We start from the raw sequence: 18,903 nt of genomic DNA, 5'->3' as shown, positions 1-18,903 counted from the left end.
ACAAGCCGGTGGCGCGGCAACAGCGGATGGCCAACGCCGAGTCCCGCGCCCGCGCCGGAGAGCGCGCGCCGGTGAAGCTGGCGCGCCGGGACGAGGCCAGGCAGAGCGTGGCTTTGCAGGCGCGGCGCGACGGCGCGCCGGGCGAAGCCGACGCCGACAGCGCCAGCCGGCCGGGCAGGAGCGCCGAATCGGCGTCGTCGGCCAAGGCGCCGCAGCGCGCCGACGACACCGCCGCCGCGCAAAACAGCGACGGCAACGCGCGCAACGTCGATTGGGAGGGCAGGGTGCTGGGCCACCTCGCCGCCCACAAGCGCTACCCGGAAGACGCGATCAGCCGCCGCCGCGGCGGCGTCGCCAAAGTCGAAGTGACGCTGGACGCCGGCGGGCGGGTTCGCGCGGCCAGTCTGGCCGCCGGCAGCGGCACCCTGTCGCTGGACCGCGAGGCGCTGGCGGTGCTGCGGCGCGCGCAACCGCTGCCCGCGCCGCCGCTGGAGCGGCTCAGCGACGGCCAGATCCGCATCGTATTGCCCATCCATTTTGACCTGAACCAGGCCGGTTGACCGGCCGCCGCGAGCGACGATGAACCCTATTCTTTCCTTTGCCGCCCTGGCGGGCTTCTGCCTGTGCGCCGCGCTGGCGCGCGCCGACGCGCCGCCCCGGGCCGAAACCAGGCCGCAGACCTTGAGCGCCCAGGGTGACGCGCGCGTCGATCCCTACGCCTGGCTGCGAGACGACAGCCGCGACCGGCCGGAGGTGCTGACCCATCTGCAGGCGGAGAACCGCTACGCCGAGACGCTGTTGGCCGGCCAGCAGCCGCTGCGCGACAAGCTGCTGGCGGAGATGCAGGCGCGCGGCGCCGGCGGCGAGGCCTCGCTTCCTTATACAGAAAATGGCTGGGAATACCGCGAACGCTACCCTGATGGCGCGCAGCAGCCGGTGTACGAGCGCCGGCCGCTGGCCGGCGGCGCGTGGCGGACGGTGTTGGACGCCGCCGAGCGGGCCAAGGGCAAGCGTTACTACCGTCTGGGCGGTTGGCAGCTGTCGCCGGACGGGCGCTACCTGGCGGTGGCCGAGGACGTCCGCGGCGACGGCACGCAGCGGCTGGCGTTGCGCGATCTGGCCAGCGGCGAGTGGCTGCCGGTTGCCGAAGGCGGGGCGGGAACCGAGATGGTCTGGTCCGCCGACGGCCGCGCGCTGTGGTACGTGGCCGCGGACCCGGATACCTACCGCCCCAGCCGCGTCTACCGCCATCGGCTGGGCGGGATGGATGACGCGCTGGTGTTCGAGGAAAAGGACGAGGGCTATACCGTCAGCCTGTCCGCCAGCGCCTCGCGCCGTTACGCGCTGATCGCCGTCGCCGGCAGCGACAGCAGCGAGGCCTGGCTGCTGGACGCGCAGGATCCGGCCGCGCCGGCCAAGCGCTTCGCCGCGCGCCGGCCGGGCCGCGAATACTATCTGGATCATTACCGCGGCGCTTTCTACCTGCGCGCCAATCCCGACCCAGCGGGTTTCGGCCTTTACCGCAGCGCCGCGCCCGGTGGCGAGTGGCGAACGCTGATCGCGCCTACGGCGAACCGCGAGGTGGAGAGTTTCTTGCTGCTGAAGCGGCATCTGATCGTCAAGGAGCGGCATGACGGCTTGAGCCGGGTACGCGCGATCGCCTGGCGCGGCGGCGCGAGCCGAACGCTGGCGCTGCCGGACCCGAGCTACCGCGTCTGGTTCGACCGCAATCCGGACCTGGACAGCGGGCGGCTGCGCTACCGCTACTCGTCGCTGACCACGCCGACCTCGACCTGGGAATGGAATCTGTCCAACGGCAAGACCCGGGCGTTGTGGCAACCCAAGCTGGCCGGCTACCGCGCCGCCGACTACCGCAGCGAGCGGCTGTGGATACGCGCCCGCGACGGCGAGCGGGTGCCGGTGTCGCTGGTCTACCGCCGGGACCATCTGGCCAAGGGCGGCAATCCGCTGCTGCTGTACGGCTACGGCGCTTACGGCATGAGCATGGACGCCGCCTTCAGCGCGCCGCGCGTCAGCCTGCTGGATCGCGGCTTCGTGTTCGCCATCGCCCACGTGCGCGGCGGCGGCGAGCTGGGCTGGCGCTGGCACGAGGCCGGCCGCTTGGCCAACAAGCAGAACAGCTTCAATGATTTCGTCGACGCCGCCCGCGAACTGGCGCGGCTGGGCTACGCCCGATCCGACCAACTGTACGCGATGGGCGGCAGCGCCGGCGGCCTGCTGATCGGCGCGGCGCTGAACCAGGCGCCGGGCCTGTTCCGCGGCGCGGTGGCCCAGGTGCCCTTCGTTGACGCGCTGTCCAGCATGCAGGACCCGTCCCTGCCGCTGACTGTGGGCGAGTACGGCGAGTGGGGCAATCCGGCCGACGCCGACGCCTACCGCCGGCTGCGCGGCTACAGCCCGGTCGACAATGTCGGCGCCGGTCCGTATCCGCACCTGCTGGTGACGGCGGGCCTGCATGACCGCCAGGTGCCGTACTGGGAGCCGGCCAAGTGGGTGGCGCGGCTGCGCGAGCGGCAATGGCCGGGCCAGCAGCTGGCGCTGATCACCGAGATGGACGCCGGCCACCGCGGCCAGTCCGGCCGGGTGTCCCGGCTGGCGGCCAACGCCCGCGAATACGCCTTTTTGCTGACCCTGTCCGGCTGGCGGGAACCGTGAGCTTTGCCTTACCCCGCCGCCGGCGGGGCGATCCGCCCCGCATGGCCCTGATTTCCACGTCGCTCTCCTGTTTCGTGCTGTCCGAACGCGCGCGCCCCTGGCAGGGCGGTTCGGACAGCGATCACTTTGGAGAGTCAGGCAGTGAACAAAAAAATGATGGCGCATTGGGTGAGCGCCGCGATGGCGGTATGCGGGCAATCGACGCTGGCGGCCGACGCGGCGCAGGCCGACGGCAAGGTCGAGTTCCGGCCGCTGGTGGTCAGCGGCAGCGCGGCGGGCGGCGCGGAGACTGACGGCGACCGCGCCGAGAAGCGCGCGCTGGAGAAGCCGGGCGCGTTCAGCAGCCGCGGCGAAAACACCCGTTCCGAATCGCTGGACGCCGTGCTGCGCGGCATGCCGGGCGTGTATACCCAGATCGACCCCAACCAGGGCGCGGTTAGCGTCAATATCCGCGGCATGAGCGGCCTGGGCCGGGTCAACACCATGATAGACGGCGTCAGCCAGAACTACTTCGGCAGCGCGCCGTCGGAACTGGCCCACGGCGCGGTGCCTACCAGTTCCTTCGGCGCTTTGATCGATCCCAACTTCATCGTCGGCGTCGACGTGGAGCGAGGCGGCTCTGCCGGCGCCAACGGCGTCAACGCCCTGGCCGGCAGCGCCAACTTCCGCACGCTGGGCGTGGACGACGTGCTGCGCGAGGGCAAGCGCTATGGCGCGCGGGCCAAGTACATGAGCGGCAACAACGGCCTGGGCCGCAGCGGCATGGTGGCCGGCGCGACGCGCCAGCAACTGGGCGACTGGGGCGAGTTCGGCCTGGTCGGCGCGATCAGCAGCAGCTCCAGCAGCGGCACCTACCGCAACGGCTCCGGCGTCGACAGCACCGAGTTCGGCTTCGGCGGTGACCAGAGTTTCAGCCAGAATCCGCAATCGCAGCTGTTCAAGGCCGAATGGCGTCCCAACGCCCGCCACTTCGCCGAGCTGTCGGCGCGGCGCTACCGCAACCACTTCACCAAGCGCGACATCCAGAGCGACGACTACGCTCTGAAGTACCGCTACACGCCGTTGTCGGAATGGGTGGACCTGACGGCGCTGGCCAGCCACGGCAAGGGCCGGCAGAGCTATATGCCGGGCGCGCTGATCAACTTCACCAATACCAGCACCGAGAACGTTAACGACAGCCTGAGCGTGGACAACGCCAGCCGCTTCGACCTGTGGGGCGGCGACGCCACGCTGCGGACCGGCGCCAAATGGCAGCGCAACCGCTTCGTGCGCAATGTGTTCAGCAATATCGACGACCCGGAAACCGCGCAGCAGGCGATAGAGAACAACCCGTTCGCGCCGGCGGGCAAGCAGGAGATGCGCTCGCTGTTCGCCAGCCTGGACTACCGCTACGGCATCTTCAATGTGGTCGGCGGCTTCAACTACACCCGTTTCGAGCTGGGCGGCCACAAGCCCGCCTGCCGCGACGATCTGCGCTGCTTCCCGCAGGGCGCGGCCGACATCAGCCTGAAGGAAAGCTATTTCGATCCGTCGCTGTTGATCTCGGCCGAGGTGGCGCCGTGGTTCCAGCCTTTCGCCAGCGCGGCGCGCACCTCGCGCGGGCCGAACCCGCAGGAAGTGTTCTTCGCCAACTCCGGCGCCGATTCGATGAACCCCTTCCTCAAGGGCGAGCGCGCCGACACCGTGCAACTGGGCTTCAATTCGATGTTCCACGGCCTGCTGAGCCGCGACGACACGCTGCGGCTGAAGCTGCTGGGCTACCGTTCCAAGATCGACAACTACATCAGCAGCACGATGTTCCGCATCTGCAAGGAGGGCGCGCGCTGCAGCTACGCCGACGTCAACACCGGCAAGGCGGAGGAGGCGGACGTCAGCGACACCATGTATGTCTACACCAACACGGTGTCGCCGGTGCGCACCCGTGGCTGGGAGCTGGAGGCCAACTACGACGCCGGCTTCGTCTACGCGCGCTTGTCGTACAGCCGCGAGCGCACCAGCCAGCCGCCGTCCATCGCCGCCGCCAATTTCAACTTCGGCGACATCACCGAGCTGCCGTCCAGCTATTACTCGCTGGACGTCGGCGCGCGGCTGCTGGAGCGCAAGCTGGAGCTGGGGGCGATCTTCCGCAAGGACGGCGAGAGCTACCGCATCAATGTCGACCGCAACGCGGACGACATCACCGGTGACGTGGAGAAGGAGCAGCAGAACGCGACGCCGACGCTGATCGACCTGTACGCCAACTACAAGCTGAACAAGCAGCTGACCTTGCGCGCCGGCATCAGCAATCTGACCAACCGCAGCTACTCCGCGCCGCTGAACGTGATGAATGCGATGCCGCTGCAATCCACCGATTGGACGCCCAACGCCACCGGCCGCGGCCGCGCGTATTCGGCCACCGTGGAATGGCGCTACTGAGCGTTTTCAGATAGCCCGGACGTAAAAAAGCCGACTGCCTGGGCAGTCGGCTTTATTTTGCGCCGGTCTGGATGATCAGCCGCGCTGAACGGCGGGCTTGCCGGACGGCGCGTTGTCGCGCTGCATCTCTTCCACTAGCTTCGGATCGTGCTCGTCGCGCAGGTAGCGGGTGTACCAGCCGCTGTTGACGCCCCAGAAGTAGAAGCCCAGCGCGGCGGCGGCCACCACGGCCATATCCACGCCGTACGGCAGGATGCCGATGCCGCCGAAGTCTGTGCTGCCGATCCAGGACAGCAGCGCCATTGTCGGTAGGTAGAGCACCATCCACAGCGCGCCCTTCAGCTCGCGGGCGAATTCCGGCCAGCCGGCGCGGGCCTGGTACCAGATGTAGACCGGCAGCGCGGCCACGATCAGGAACAGGATCTGGCCGGTCAGCGGCCAGCGCGCCCAGTACAGCACCAGCGAGGCGCAGACGAAGGCGAACGGCGCGACGATGTTCAGGCCGGCCAAGCGCAGCGGGCGCGGCAGCTCAGGCGCGCAGCGGCGCAGCGCGGCGGCGCTGATCGGGCCGGTCAGGTAGGAGATCACGGTCGCCACCGAGATCACAGCCGCCAGCGTGCCCCAGCCGCGGAAGAAGAACAGGAACACGAAGGACACCGCCAGGTTGAACCACATCGCCGGGCGCGGAATGCGGTACAGCGGGTGGATGCGGCCGAAGATCTCCGGCATGGTGCCGTTGCGCTGCATGCCGTAAATCATCCGCGAGGTGGACGCCATATAGGTGGCGCCGGTGCCGCTGGGGCTGACGAAGGCGTCGAAATACAGGGTCATCATCAGCCAGTTCAGGCCCAGGGCCATCGCCAGCTGGGCGAACGGCGAGCTGAAGTCCAGACCCTTCCAACCGTGCGCCAGCTCGGACGGCGACAGCGCGCCGAGGAAGGCCACCTGGAGCGCGACGTAGATCACCGCGGCCAGGAGGATGGAGCCGACCACGCCGAAGGGCACGCTCTTACCCGGATTGCGGGCCTCGCCGGCCAGGTTGATCGGGCTCTGGAAGCCGTTGAAGCTGAACACGATGCCGCTGGTGGCCACCGCGGTCATCACGCTGGCCCAGCCGAACGGCGCGAAGCCGCCCAGCGCCGGGTTGTTCAGGTTTTCCGAGTGGAAGCCGCTGTAGACCAGCGCGCCCACCGTCACCGCGGGCACGATCACCTTGAAGATGGTGATGGCGCTATTGGCCTTGGCGAACAGCTTCACGCCCCAGTAGTTGAGCAGGAAGTAGGCGACCACCAGCACGGCGGCGAAGGACAGGCCGACGGTGCTCAATTCGCCGTTGCGGTACAGGTTCTGAGCCCATTCGTAGGGCCAGGTGCTCATGTATTGCACCGAGGCCTCGGCCTCGATCGGAATCACCGACACGATGGCGATCCAGTTGGCCCAGGCGGCGATGAAGCCGAGCAGCGAGCCGTGCGAGTAGCGGGCGTAGCGCACCATGCCGCCGGATTCCGGGAACATGGCGCCCAGTTCGGCGTAGCTCAGCGCGATGGAAAGAATGATCACCATGCCGACGAGCCAGGCGACGATAGCGGCCGGGCCGGCGATCTGCGCGGCGTGGGCGGCGCCGAACAGCCAGCCGGAACCAATGATGGAGCCAAGACCGGTGAGCATCAGCGCGATCGGGCCGATATGGCGGGAATGTTGTTGTTGCAAGGGCGAATCTCCAGTCATTTGAACGATGACGGGCAACAGCCGCCCCGGAAGCGACGCGCGCGCGCCGGACGTGTCCGGGGGAGGTTGCCCACATAGCCGGGTGGGCCCGGTCTTATGTAAATCGCGCCTGCCGGGCAGGCGGACCGCGTCGGCGCGGACGGCGAAGCGGCCGGCGGATGTCGAAGCCGGCGTGGCGGAGCAAATCATGATGCTGCGCCCAGAAGCGGGCGCAAGGCCGAATTTTGTCCGACATGCCGACCCGAAATTTCGGGTGCGCGGATTGTAACGTAATGTGAACAATTTTTGTTACTTACTTATATGTCTTGAAATCTTTACGTCATGTAACTTGGCTAAGATGAGGGCCCCGAAGTCTCACGCAGCACCCGTCATGTCCCTGATCAAACGCCTGTGGCTGACCATCGCCTTTACCCTCGCCAGCCTGGCGCTGGCGATGGCGCTGACCGGCCAGCAGCTGTATTCCTTCACCCGCCACGTCGACAACTACAACCGTCTGCAGCAGCTGGCGGCAAATTTGCAACAGTTGAAGGCCGTGTCGCTGTCGTTTTCACGCGCCGATCCCTTGCTGCCGGAAACCGCGGAGCGGCTGAAGCAGGCCGTGCGGCAGGTGGCCGGCCTTCGGCGCGACATCCATGACGCCTTGCCGGCGGCAGGTGCCGGCGCGTTCGACGGCGCGCTGCGCGACCGCTGGCAGGCTTACGCCGCCAATCTGGGCAGCGCCATCCGCATCGCCGAGACCGCGCCGCAGGACGCGCTGTCGATTCCGGAGCAGGCCTACCAGAACGATCTGGCGCCTCTGGTCGCGCAGATCGACGTCCAATTGAAGCTGCGCGACGGCGAGCTGGCGGGGGAAAAAGCCGGCCTGGCCGCGGCGTTGTCGCGGCTGGCGCCGCTGATCCTGGGGCCGCTGGCCTTGGCCAGCGCGCTGGTGGTGCTGATCCAGTTGACGTTGGCGCGCCGGCTGCGCCGCCAACTGGCGGCGATGGCCCAGGCCGCCGACGCGCTGGGAGAAGGCAATCTGGCCGTGCGCCTGCCCGACCGCGGCGGCGACGAGCTGGCGCACGCGGCGTCGCGGATCAACCGCTTCCTCGACCACCTTGCGGGGCTGCTTGACGAGGTGCGCCGCCACGCCGGGGCCAACCAGGACGACAGCCGCCGGCTGCAGCTGCTGACGCGGCAGAGCGCCGACGCCAGCCGACAGCAGACGCAGAAAAGCCAGCTCAGCAACGAGGCGGCGGCCGAGATCGCCGGCCATGCCGACCAGGTGGGACTGCATATCGAGGCGGCGCTGGATTGCGCGCGCGGCGCGGCGGCGGCCACCGCCCAGGCGCGCCGCCAGGGCGAGCACAACGCCGCGACGATGGGCCTGCTGGCCGAGCGCATCGCCACCGCCAACCTGGAAATGCAGACGCTGGGCCAGGCGCTGTCGGCGATCGGCCAGATCAGCGCTCTGATCCGCGACGTGGCCGAGCAGACCAATCTGCTGGCCTTGAACGCGGCGATCGAGGCGGCGCGGGCCGGCGAGGCCGGCCGCGGCTTCTCGGTGGTGGCCGACGAGGTGAGAAAATTGTCCGAGCGCACCGCCTCGGCCACCAGCGGCATTTTCGACAGCCTGCGGCAGATGGAGCAGGCCAAAGGCGCGCTGGGCGAGGCCGTCGCCGCAGCCGGCAGGGCCGGACGGGACGGCCAGGATGCCCAACTGGCGCTGGATGGGGCGCTGGCCGCGGTGGACGTGGCCTTGGCCGGGCTGGGCGGCTTGATGGCCGACATCGGCGCGGCGGGCGAGGGGCAGACCCAGGCCGGCGGCAATATCCGCCAGCACGGCCATGAGCTGGCCAGCCTGGCCCAGCACATCGAGCAGCAGATGCGAGAGGCCGAGCCGCTGATGGAACAGCTGGCGGAATCCGCCGGCGGACTCAACCAGGCGCTGGCCTGGTTCCGGCTGGACCCGCCGGAGGCCGTCGAGCCGCGGCGGGCGGAGATCCCGCGCGGACGGCTGGCGCCGGTTTAGCGGCGGCCGGGGAAGGCGGCCGGCTGCGGCTTGCGGCGCACCACCACGGTGCGTGCCAGCTTGTCGTGCCAGCCTTGCTTGCGGGCGTCTATGCCCACCCACACGAGGCCTAGGCAGAACGGAATGATGGAGACGAAGTAACCGAGGTAGCGCAGCGCCGCCTGACCGGGCGTCAGCGGCGCGCCGGTGTCGGCGTCCACCACCCGCGCGCCCAGCATCATCTTGCCCGGCGTCGCGCTCTTGTAGATCCAGAACAGGATGACGGCGACGGCCGGCAGCAGGTAGTTGACCAGAAACTCCGCCAGCGAGCCGGCGCCGCTCAGCTCAGCCAGGTCCGGCAGCCCGCCAGTCGACGCCGCTTCGCGTCCGGCCAGCAGCCACAGCAGCGGCGCCGACACGATCAACAGCAGCACGGTGTCGACCAGGCTGGCCAGCACCCTGGCCCAGAACCCGACGTATTCCAGCTCTTCTTCATGGACTTGCGGCGAATCCGCCATCGCTCAATCCTCCAGATTGACCTTGTGCTTGTCGGCCACGCGAAGGTAATGCTCGGCCGAATACTTGAAGTAGGCCAGCTCCTTGTCGGTCAGCGGCCGCGCCTGCTTCACCGGGTTGCCCAGGTACAGATAGCCGGACTCCAGGCGTTTGCCCGGCGGCACCAGGCTGCCGGCGCCGACCAGCACCCGGTCCTCTATCACCACGCGGTCCAGCACGATGCTGCCGATGCCGATCAGCACCTCGTCGCCTATGGTGCAGCCGTGCAGCGTCACGTGGTGGCCGATGGTGACGTGGCGGCCGATGATCAGCGGCGCGCCTTCCGGATCGGCGGCGCTCCTGTGGCTGACGTGCAGCATCGCGAAATCCTGCACATTGCTGTTTTCGCCGACGTGGATGCGGTTGACGTCGCCGCGGATCACCGCGCACGGCCAGACCGAGGCGCCGGCCTCCAGCTTCACCTCGCCGATGACCACGGCCGCCGGATCGATGTAACAGCCGTCGGCGATCTCCGGATGGTGGCCGTCGTACTGGCGGATATTGCTTTTCATCGTTTCGTCCTTATCTCTGTGATCATGCATTGTGCCGGCCGCGCGCGCCGGCGCGCAAATTCCCTTATCATAATCAGCCCGCCCCGACAGGATGTTGAAGCCATGAGCCAGAACCCCTTACTTGATTTCTCCGACCTGCCGCGCTTCGACGCCATCAAGCCGGAGCACATCACCCCGGCCCTCGACGTATTGCTGGCCGACGCCCGCGCCGCGATAGACGCGGTGGTCGCCGCCGGCGGCGATAGCTGGGAGGCGGTGGTGGAGCCGCTGACCGACGCCACCGAGAAGCTCGGCCGCGCCTGGGGCGTGGTCGGCCATCTGAACGGCGTGGTGGGCAACACCGAGGGCCTGCGCGAGGCGTACAACGCCGAGATCCCGCGCATTTCCGCTTTCTTCACCGAGCTGGGACAAAACCTGGACCTGTTCGCCCGCTTCAAGGCGGTGGCGGCCAATCCTGAATTCGCCGCCGCCAGCGCCGCGCAGAAGAAAGTGATCGAAAACGACCTGCGCGACTTCCGCCTGGCCGGCGCCGAGCTGCCGGACGCGCAGAAGGCCCGCTTCGCCGAGCTGTCGAGCCGGCTGGCCGAGCTATCCAACCAGTTTTCGCAGCACGTGATGGACGCCACCGACGGTTTCAGCCTGTACATCGAAGACGCGGCCGAGCTGGCCGGCATTCCCGAGGACACGCTGGCCATGTACGCCGCGATGGCCGAGGCCGACGGCCAGCCGGGCAAATACAAGCTGGGCCTGCAGTTCCCGCTGCTGTTCCCGGTGCTGCAGTACGCCGACAACCGCGCCCTGCGCGAGAAGCTGTACGAGGCCAATGCCAAGCGCGCGTCGGAATTCGGCCCCGTCGAGCAGGACAACGGCCCGCTGATTCGCGAGAAGCTGAAGCTGGCCGCCGAAGAGGCGCAGCTGCTGGGCTTCGCCGACTACGCCGAGCTGTCGCTGTACACCAAAATGGCGGAAAGCCCGAAGCAGGTGATCGACTTCCTGCGCGATCTGGCCCGCCGCGCCAAGCCCTACGCCGAGCAGGACCGCGCCGAGCTGGAAGCCTTCGCCCGCGACGAGCTGGGCCTGGACGCGCTGCAGGCCTGGGATGTCAGCTACGCCAGCGAGAAGCTGCGCGTCGCCCGTTATGCCTTCTCCGAGCACGAAGTGAAGCAGTACTTCCCTGAGCCCAAGGTGCTGCAAGGCCTGTTCGGCGTGGTGGGCACCCTGTACGGCGTGCGTTTCGCCGAGCGCCAGGTCGCCGCTTGGCATCCGGACGTGCGCTACTTCGAGATCTTCCAGGGCGACACCCTGCTGGGCGGTTTCTACCTCGACCTCTACGCCCGCGACGGCAAGCGCCCCGGCGCATGGATGGACGACGTGCGCGGCCGCCGCCGCAAGGGCGGAGAAGTGCAGACCCCGGTGGCCTACCTGGTGTGCAACTTCAGCCGTCCGGTCGGCGACAAGCCGGCCTACTTCACCCACGACGAGGTGATCACCCTGTTCCACGAGTGCGGCCACGGTCTGCACCATCTGCTGACCCGCATCGAGGTGGCCGGCGTGGCCGGCATCAGCGGCGTGGAGTGGGACGCGGTCGAGCTGCCCAGCCAGTTCATGGAAAACTTCTGCTGGGAGTGGGACGTGCTGCAGGGCATGACTGCGCACAGCGAAAGCGGCCAACCGCTGCCGCGCGAGCTGTACGACAAGATGATCGCCGCCAAGAACTTCCAGTCCGGCATGCAGATGGTGCGCCAGCTGGAGTTTTCCTTGTTCGATATGCAGCTGTACACCGCCGGCAATCCCGACAGCGTGGACTGGCTGGCGCTGCTGGAGCAGGTGCGCGACGAGGTGGCCGTCAACCGTCCGCCGGCGTACAACCGCTTCCCCAACAGCTTCAGCCACATTTTCGGCGGCGGCTACGCCGCCGGCTACTACAGCTACAAGTGGGCGGAAGTGCTGTCGGCCGACGCCTACGCCGCGTTCGAGGAGGCCGGCGGCGCCAATCCGCAGGTGGGCCGCCAGTTCTGGGATGAAATCCTGGCCGTCGGCGGCAGCCGCCCGGCGCTGGAATCGTTCCGCGCCTTCCGCGGCCGCGACCCCGAAATCGACGCGCTGCTGCGCCATTCCGGCATGGCGCCGGAGGTGGCGTAAAAAAAATTGAAACTTTAGGAACTCGCCTGGAATAGTCCGGCTCTAATCTTTTGCTCAGGGTTGTCTTCCGGAGCAGCAAGCGAGCCAGACGCGTATCAGGGGTAGTGATATAGTGTCTATTGACGCCTCCGCCGACTGCGGAGGCGCTTTTTTTTTTGCCTTGCCGGCGGCGAGGCGCGAAAATCCCTCAACAGCCGGGCCGGCTGCTGCTATGGTGTCGGCCTTCATCTTTTCCCATTCTGGAGTTCTCGCCGATGCGTTTTGCCACCTGGAACGTCAATTCCCTGAAAGTTCGCCTGCCGCAGGTGCTGCAGTGGCTGGCCGACACCGGCGTCGAAGTGCTGTGCCTGCAGGAACTGAAGATGGACCAGGACGTCTTCCCGCTGGCGGAGATCGAAGCCGCCGGCTACCGCGCGGCCTGGTTCGGCCAGAAGACTTACAACGGCGTCGCCATCCTGGTCCGCGCGCCGCTGGATATGACGGACGTGGTCGCCGGCATTCCCGGCTACGGCGACGAGCAGCGCCGGGTGATCGCCGCCACCGTGGACGGCGTGCGGGTGATCTGCGGCTATTTCGTCAACGGCGAGGCGGTGGATTCGCCCAAGTACCCGTACAAGCTGGAATGGCTGTCCAAGCTGGAAGGCTACGTCGCCGCCGAGCTGGCCAAGCATCCGAACCTGCTCTTGCTGGGCGATTACAACATCGCGCCGGAAGACCGCGACGTCTATGACCCGGAAGGCTGGCGCGAGCAGGTGCTGTGCAGCACGCCGGAGCGCGACGCCTTCCGCCGCCTGATCGCGCTGGGCCTGTCCGACAGCTTCCGCCTGTTCAACCAGGAGGAGAAGCAGTACAGCTGGTGGGATTACCGCCAGATGATGTTCCGCCGCAATAAGGGCGTGCGCATCGACCACATCCTGGTCAGCGACGCGCTCAAGCCCCGCGCGCAGGCCTGCGAGATCGACAAGGCGCCGCGCAAGTGGGAGCGTCCCTCCGACCACACCCCGGTGGTGCTGACGCTGGCCGATTGACCGGCCCGTTTCGCCAGCCAGACGGCCCGGCCTTGCGCCGGGCCGTTCGCTTTGGCGGGCTGATGAGGTTGCCGCCGCATGGATGCGGCGCTTATAACGACGTTGGAATATGCCTTCCGCGTGGCCGGGCCAAGGTTTGGCCTGGCTCAAGCCGAGGGGAAAAGACGCTTGTTAAGCTGGTTCCATCGCTGATAACCGGTAACCCACCATGACCACACTGAACACGCGCGCAAGCGCTGGCGACCCCTACTACCAGGACGTTCCGGACTACATGACCGAGGTCTACGACTGGGCCTACGTCAACCCGCGCAAGGCCAGGATGCTGGACCACAAGCTGGTGGTACGCACGCTGCTGTTCGGCAACGACCAGCGGCTGATGCGCGCCTATCTCGATGAAATCCGGCCAGGCGAGCGGGTGTGGCAGGTCGCCCACGTCTACGGCGACCTGGTGCAGCGCGCGGCGGGTCGGGTCGGCGCGGACGGCCGCTTCACGCTGACCGACGTCACGCCCATCCAGGTGGAGCTGGCCGGGGGCAAGCTGGCCGGCGTGCCGCAGGCCGAAGTGGTGCGCGCCGACGCGGCCCGCTACCAGGCAGATCAGCGGCCGGACCTGGTGTGCAGCTTCTTCCTGCTGCACGAGGTGCCGGAAGGGATGAAGTCGGCCATCGTCGACAATATGCTGGCCCAGGTGGCGCCGAGCGGGCGGGCGATGTTCGTCGATTACCACTGCCCCCGTCCGTGGCAGCCGATAGGCTGGCTGCTCAAGTGGGTGAACCGCGTGCTGGAGCCGTTCGCCGAGGCGCTGTGGAACAAGGAGATCGCCGCCTACGCGCGCGAGGCGGAGCGCTTCGATTGGCGCAAGCGCACTGTGTTCGGCGGCGTGTATCAGATCGTGGTCGCGCAACGGCGCGATTGAGCCCGGCGGGCAAGAAGGGGGCTGCACGCAAGGCATGACAAGAGCGCGCCGGGGGCAGCGGTTTTGTCCCTTGTACGTCGCGTTACACGGCCTTACAAGGCGCTAACAGACGGGTGGAAGGGGCAGGACTAGGATACGTCTCAAGGAAACACCAAACACGGTGCCTTGCGGAGGTGGAAGCCTCCGTTACCGACCTGGAGATGAAATCATGAAAAAGCTGACCCTTCTTGCCCTGTCCGCCGTATTCGGCCTGAGCTCCGCCGCAGGTTTCGCCGCACAGGTCGTTCCGGCTTCCGCTCCCGCCGCCAAGGCAGCCCCGGCCGCCAAGAAGGCCGAGAAAAAGACCCCGGCCAAGATCCACCACGCCAAGAAAGGCGAAAAGGTAGGCGCTTCCGCGCCGCAAAAAGCCCAGGCCGCCAAGGCCGAAGCTTCCGCTCCGGCGAAGAAGGCCGCCCACAAGCACGCTAAGAAGCACGCCGCCAAGAAGGAGGCTTCCGCGCAGAAGGCTCAGGCCGCCAAGTCCGACGCTTCGGCGCCGGCCAAGAAGGCCCACAAGTCCCACGCCAAGAAGCATGCGGTGAAGAAGGAAGCTTCCGCTCAGAAGGCTCAGGCTGCCAAGACTGACGCTTCGGCCCCGGCCAAGAAGGCTGCCCACAAGCACGCTAAGAAGCACGCCGCCAAGAAGGATGCTTCCGCTCAGAAGGCTCAGGCCGCCAAGTCCGACGCTTCGGCCCCGGCCAAGAAGGCTCACAAGTCCCACGCCAAGAAGCACGCTGTGAAGAAGGATGCTTCCGCTCAGAAGGCCCAGGCCGCCAAGTCTGACGCTTCGGCCCCGGCCAAGAAGACTCACAAGCCGCACGCCAAAAAGGCTCACAAGGCTGCCGCTTCGGCCGCCAAGTAATAAACCAGACAGCAGTCTGGCTCGCATAAAAACTGGGGAGGCTCGCGCCTCCCCTTGTTTTTGTCGATGTCCGTTCTGTTCGCGGTTCCGCCGGAAGGGCGGGGACGGGCAAAAAAATGCCCCGCAAGTTTTAGTTTGCGGGGCGTTTTCGCGTCTGCGCGGGGCGGATGGATGGATCACTTCTCGACGAAGGCGCGCTCGATCGCGTAATCGGCTGGCTCGCCCATGCGCGGAGATTCCTTGAAGCCCATGCCGTTCAGGATTTCGCACAGATCGTGCAGCATGCTCGGGCTGCCGCAGATCAGCACGCGGTCGTGTTCCGGATTCAGCTGCGGCAGGCCGATGTCGGCGCACAGCTTGCCGTTGGTGATGAGATCGGTCAGGCGGCCTTGGTTACGGAACGGCTCGCGGGTGACGGTCGGATAGTAGATCAGCTTTTCACGCACCATCTCGCCGAAGAATTCGTTTTCCGGCAGTTCCTTGGTGATGTAGTCGTGGTAGCCCAGTTCGCTGACCCAGCGCACGCCGTGGGTCAGGATCACCTTGTCGTAGCGCTCGTACACGTCCGGGTCCTTGATGATGGACATGAACGGGGCGAGGCCGGTGCCGGTGGACAGCAGATACAGGTTTTTGCCCGGCAGCAGGTTGTCCTGCACCAGGGTACCGGTAGGCTTCTTGCTGATCATGACGGTGTCGCCGACCTGCAGGTGCTGTAGGCGGGAAGTCAGAGGGCCGTCCTGCACCTTGATGCTGTAGAACTCCATGTGCTCTTCGTAGTTGGAGCTGACGATGGAGTAGGCGCGCATCAGCGGCTTGCCGTTCACCTCCAGGCCTATCATAACGAATTGGCCGTTGATGAATCGCAGGCCCGCGTCGCGGGTGCAGGTGAAGCTGAACAGCGTGTCGTTCCAGTGGTGAACGGACAGGACCTTTTCAGCGGTCAGATTAGGAGAGGACATAGCTCGTGCGACTCACAAAATTTAATGATCGGACAATATTGCGCTGCAAAGATTCTAACCCGTTTGCCGGCCCCTTGCTTGTTCGTGCGGCTTCGGGTGTTGTATGGCGGCATGCTTGCCTGTGCTTGGGACGGCGCCGCGCCGGTGTGGGACCGGAGCAGACGCGATCGTGAGTGGCGCCTAGCGGATTATCCAGGCCGTGGCGCGAGGCTGCAGCATGGTAACCGACAGCGCATAGCATACGGAAGATTGTTTACAGATTTTTTTATCGCTTTTCGTTATTTGGACGTGCTATAGCGGACTGGGATTGATCTGAAGCAAGAGGGCGTCCGGTGTCGGGACGCCCTCTGAAATGAATTAAGGGGGATTTTACATCGCGGCCGCGCCGCCTGAATCGTATATGGCGCGGACCTGTCTGCGACAAGGCGTGCGTTGAAGCCTGCACGCCACCCTGAAGCAGGGCGCTGCGAACACACCGCTCTGGCCGGCGCATCGATGATGCGCCCGCGACGGGCGCTTGGACGGAAATATCGCTTCCGGGTACTGCCGGTACTGCCCATGCGCCGGGCCGTCAATCGCGATGAAGGCAGGCTTGCCTGGGGCCGCGGAGAGATGCATCCGTCCTGGATGCTCGTTGGGCATTGCTGACACCTCCGGTGCCGACCGCCGCTCGGTAGCGTGGGCGCGGTCGCAATGCCAATACATGCGCGGGTCCGCCGGACAAGCTCGCCAAAGACATCCGAGCTTTCCGCGTGCTTCGATTTTTGAAATATAGCGCTTACAGCTGATGAAGCAAGGCGCATTTAATCGGCGATGGGGTTCAGTCCGGCGGATGCGGCGGCGTTGGGGCGCAGGTGGGATTCGAATTGGCGGCTGGCGGCCTGCCAGGAGTAGCTCTCGGCCACCCGGCGCACATGGCCGCGGTCCAGCCCCAGAGCCTTCAGGCAGGCGGCGCGCAGGTCCCAGTCCAACACGCCGGCGCCGGTGTCGCCGACCACGTCCAGCGGGCCGGCTACCGGGAAAGCCGCCACCGGCGCGCCGCAGGCCATCGCCTCCAGCAACACTAGGCCGAAGGTGTCGGTGAGGCTGGGGAAGACGAACACGTCGGCGGCGCGGTAGAAGCGGGCCAGCTCCTGCTGCGGGAAGACGCCGGCGAAGTACACGTCCGGGTACTGCTGCTTCAGCCGGGACAGCAGCGGGCCATCGCCAACCACCCATTTGCTGCCGGGCAGGTCTAGCTTGAGGAAGGCTTCGATATTCTTCTCCACCGCCACCCGGCCGATGTAGACGAAGCGGGGCGGGTTGGATTCGTCCAGCCTCTGGCGTTCGCCAGGGCTGAACATGGCGGTGTCCACGCCGCGGCTCCACAGCTTGACGTTGTCGAAGCCACGCGCCTCCAGATCGTTGGCGATGGAGCGGGTGGGCACCATCACTGCCTGCGAGGCGTTGTGGAAACGCCGCATCCAGGCATAGCTGGCGGTTAGCGGCAGCCGGCAGCGGGCGTGGATGTATTCCGGGAAGCGGGTGTGGTAGGCGCTGGTGAAGGCCAAGCCTTCGCGTAGGCAGAAGCGGCGCGCGGCCAGGCCCAGCGGACCCTCGGTGGCGATGTGGATCGCGTCCGGAGCGAAGCCGGCGATGCGTTGAGCCACCTGGCGGTAGGGCAGCAGCGACAGCCGGATGTCGGGGTAGGTGGGGCAGGGAATGGTGCGGAATTCCAGCGGCGTGATCATGTTGACCTGGTGGCCGAAGCCATCCAGCTCGCGGACGGTTTCGGTCAGCGAGCGGACCACGCCGTTGACCTGCGGCTTCCAGGCGTCGGTGACGATCATGATGCGCATGTGGATTCCTCCGAAGGGATGGGCTCTGGCGCTTCCTTGATGGACGCGCCGGCGGTCAGCGCGGTCCAGTGCAGCACCTCCAGCCGGCCGTCGGTGTGCTCGACCAGCGCCGACAGGCTTTCCACCCAGTCGCCACTGTTGCCGTACAGGATGCCGTCTATCATCCGCACTTCCGGCTTGTGGATGTGGCCGCACACCACGCCGTCGAAGCCGCGCCGCCGCGCCTCGCCGGCGAGGATGGTTTCGAACTGGCTGATGAAGTTCACTGCGTTCTTCACCTTGTGCTTCAGGTATTGCGACAGCGACCAGTAGGGCAGGCCCAGCCGGTGCCGCACCCAGTTGAAGCCGCGGTTCAGCTGCAGGATCAGCGTGTACAGATTGTCGCCGACATAGGCCAGCCACTTGGCGTACTGGATCACGCCGTCGAACTCGTCGCCATGCAGCACCAAGAGGCGCTTGCCGTCGGCGGTGAAGTGCTCGGCCTCGTGGCGGATGGCGACGCCGCCGAAGTTCAGCCCGCAGTACTGGCGCGCCGCCTCGTCGTGGTTGCCGGGGATGTAGATCACCTGGCAGCCCTTGCGCGCCTTGCGCAGCAGCTTCTGAACCACGTCGTTGTGGCTCTGCTTCCAGTACCAGGATTTTCTCAATTGCCAGCCGTCGACGATGTCGCCGACCAGGTACAGATATTCGGATTCGTGCTCGCGCAGGAAGTCGAGCAGGTGTTCGGCGCGGCAGCCGGCGGTGCCGAGGTGGACATCGGAAATCCAGATGCTGCGCAGTCGGCGGAAGGCGTCGGAAGCGGTATCTGGCTGCATGGCAGGTCCGTGGGCCGGGATGACGTCCCATGCTGCAATGGCGACGTGACAGGGAAATGAGGTTTTGTTGACGGGAAGGTGAATAGTCCTATGCCGTTCAATGACAATATGGGCGGATCGGGACGGCGTTTAAGCATGGTTTAAGCTGTCAGTGGGATAAAGGACGCTGCGGCGGATAGCGGGAGGACGGATGCGGATACTGGTGGTAGAGGACGACGCGCAGATAGGCGATGGCCTGCAGATGGGCTTGCGGCAGCTGGGATTCGCGGTGGATTGGCTGCGCGACGGCCGGCAGGCGCTGGCCGCCTTGCCCGCCGCGCCTTACGACGCGGTAGTGCTGGACTTGGGGCTGCCGGGTATGGACGGCATGGACATCCTCGCCGCCTGGCGGCGCGCCGGCCGCGACGAGCCGGTGCTGGTGCTGACCG

15 protein-coding genes are annotated in these 18,903 nt (G+C 66.8%); 9 read left to right on the top strand and 6 right to left on the bottom strand.

All coding sequences use genetic code 11. The features are described from left to right. The 3 genes from LQR33_RS01990 to LQR33_RS01980 form a co-directional block, all read left to right on the top strand. Window positions 1-560: energy transducer TonB family protein (locus LQR33_RS01990; protein WP_231467250.1), on the top strand; the 560-nt coding region annotated here is incomplete at its 5' end. Between the two features lie 19 nt (window positions 561-579). After that, window positions 580-2,676, top strand: a complete 2,097-nt coding sequence (locus tag LQR33_RS01985; RefSeq protein ID WP_231467248.1) for a S9 family peptidase — start codon at window positions 580-582, stop codon at window positions 2,674-2,676. A 141-nt stretch (window positions 2,677-2,817) separates the two neighbouring features. Next, window positions 2,818-5,091, top strand: coding sequence for a TonB-dependent receptor domain-containing protein (locus tag LQR33_RS01980; protein WP_231467244.1), 2,274 nt, complete (start codon window positions 2,818-2,820; stop codon window positions 5,089-5,091). Window positions 5,092-5,166: 75 nt separating this feature from the next. Here LQR33_RS01980 and LQR33_RS01975 read toward each other — a convergent pair whose 3' ends face one another. Further along, window positions 5,167-6,801, bottom strand: coding sequence for an APC family permease (locus tag LQR33_RS01975; protein ID WP_231467241.1), 1,635 nt, complete (start codon window positions 6,799-6,801; stop codon window positions 5,167-5,169). A gap of 388 nt (window positions 6,802-7,189) precedes the next feature. On the opposite strand from LQR33_RS01975, the gene LQR33_RS01970 reads away from it, so the two are divergent. Beyond that, complete coding sequence (locus tag LQR33_RS01970; protein ID WP_231467238.1) at window positions 7,190-8,830, top strand: methyl-accepting chemotaxis protein; 1,641 nt, start codon at window positions 7,190-7,192, stop codon at window positions 8,828-8,830. Here LQR33_RS01970 and LQR33_RS01965 read toward each other — a convergent pair. Continuing rightward, window positions 8,827-9,327 (bottom strand): RDD family protein, encoded by a 501-nt coding sequence (locus LQR33_RS01965; RefSeq protein WP_231467236.1) that lies wholly within the window; start codon window positions 9,325-9,327, stop codon window positions 8,827-8,829. The two genes, LQR33_RS01970 and LQR33_RS01965, sit on opposite strands and share 4 nt — an antisense overlap. A gap of 3 nt (window positions 9,328-9,330) precedes the next feature. Next, window positions 9,331-9,876, bottom strand: a complete 546-nt coding sequence (locus tag LQR33_RS01960; protein WP_104945398.1) for a gamma carbonic anhydrase family protein — start codon at window positions 9,874-9,876, stop codon at window positions 9,331-9,333. Between the two features lie 102 nt (window positions 9,877-9,978). Here LQR33_RS01960 and LQR33_RS01955 point away from each other — a divergent pair, with 102 nt between their 5' ends. The 4 genes from LQR33_RS01955 to LQR33_RS01940 all read left to right on the top strand — a co-directional run bounded on the left by LQR33_RS01955 (window position 9,979) and on the right by LQR33_RS01940 (window position 14,863). After that, the gene (locus LQR33_RS01955) at window positions 9,979-12,018 is read left to right on the top strand and encodes a M3 family metallopeptidase (RefSeq protein WP_231467233.1); all 2,040 of its coding nucleotides are present in this window, start codon (window positions 9,979-9,981) and stop codon (window positions 12,016-12,018) included. Between the two features lie 254 nt (window positions 12,019-12,272). Further along, window positions 12,273-13,046, top strand: coding sequence for an exodeoxyribonuclease III (gene xth / locus LQR33_RS01950; RefSeq protein WP_231467230.1), 774 nt, complete (start codon window positions 12,273-12,275; stop codon window positions 13,044-13,046). A 208-nt stretch (window positions 13,047-13,254) separates the two neighbouring features. Continuing rightward, complete coding sequence (rquA, locus tag LQR33_RS01945; protein ID WP_231467228.1) at window positions 13,255-13,962, top strand: rhodoquinone biosynthesis methyltransferase RquA; 708 nt, start codon at window positions 13,255-13,257, stop codon at window positions 13,960-13,962. Between the two features lie 208 nt (window positions 13,963-14,170). Continuing rightward, window positions 14,171-14,863, top strand: a complete 693-nt coding sequence (locus LQR33_RS01940) for a hypothetical protein (RefSeq protein WP_205692472.1) — start codon at window positions 14,171-14,173, stop codon at window positions 14,861-14,863. A 176-nt stretch (window positions 14,864-15,039) separates the two neighbouring features. On the opposite strand, the gene LQR33_RS01935 is transcribed toward LQR33_RS01940, so the two are convergent. The 3 genes from LQR33_RS01935 to LQR33_RS01925 form a co-directional block, all read right to left on the bottom strand. After that, the gene (locus LQR33_RS01935; protein WP_021477531.1) at window positions 15,040-15,822 is read right to left on the bottom strand and encodes a ferredoxin--NADP reductase; all 783 of its coding nucleotides are present in this window, start codon (window positions 15,820-15,822) and stop codon (window positions 15,040-15,042) included. 803 nt (window positions 15,823-16,625) lie between these two features. Beyond that, window positions 16,626-17,660 (bottom strand): glycosyltransferase family 4 protein, encoded by a 1,035-nt coding sequence (locus tag LQR33_RS01930; RefSeq protein ID WP_166439326.1) that lies wholly within the window; start codon window positions 17,658-17,660, stop codon window positions 16,626-16,628. Then, entirely contained in the window at window positions 17,648-18,475 is an 828-nt protein-coding gene (locus LQR33_RS01925) for a UDP-2,3-diacylglucosamine diphosphatase (protein ID WP_166439325.1), read from the bottom strand. Before LQR33_RS01925 ends, LQR33_RS01930 begins: the two co-directional genes overlap by 13 nt. A gap of 190 nt (window positions 18,476-18,665) precedes the next feature. Between LQR33_RS01925 and LQR33_RS01920 the strand changes: the two genes are divergently transcribed. Further along, window positions 18,666-18,903, top strand: a 238-nt coding sequence (locus LQR33_RS01920; protein WP_231467226.1) for a response regulator, incomplete at its 3' end; no start/stop codon positions are given.

Origin of the sequence: Chromobacterium piscinae (assembly GCF_021129175.1) — a bacterium.
GTDB classification, from domain to species: domain Bacteria; phylum Pseudomonadota; class Gammaproteobacteria; order Burkholderiales; family Chromobacteriaceae; genus Chromobacterium; species Chromobacterium piscinae.
Note: the sequence above shows the minus strand (reverse complement) of the source record. Positions and strands in the feature narration are given on the sequence as shown.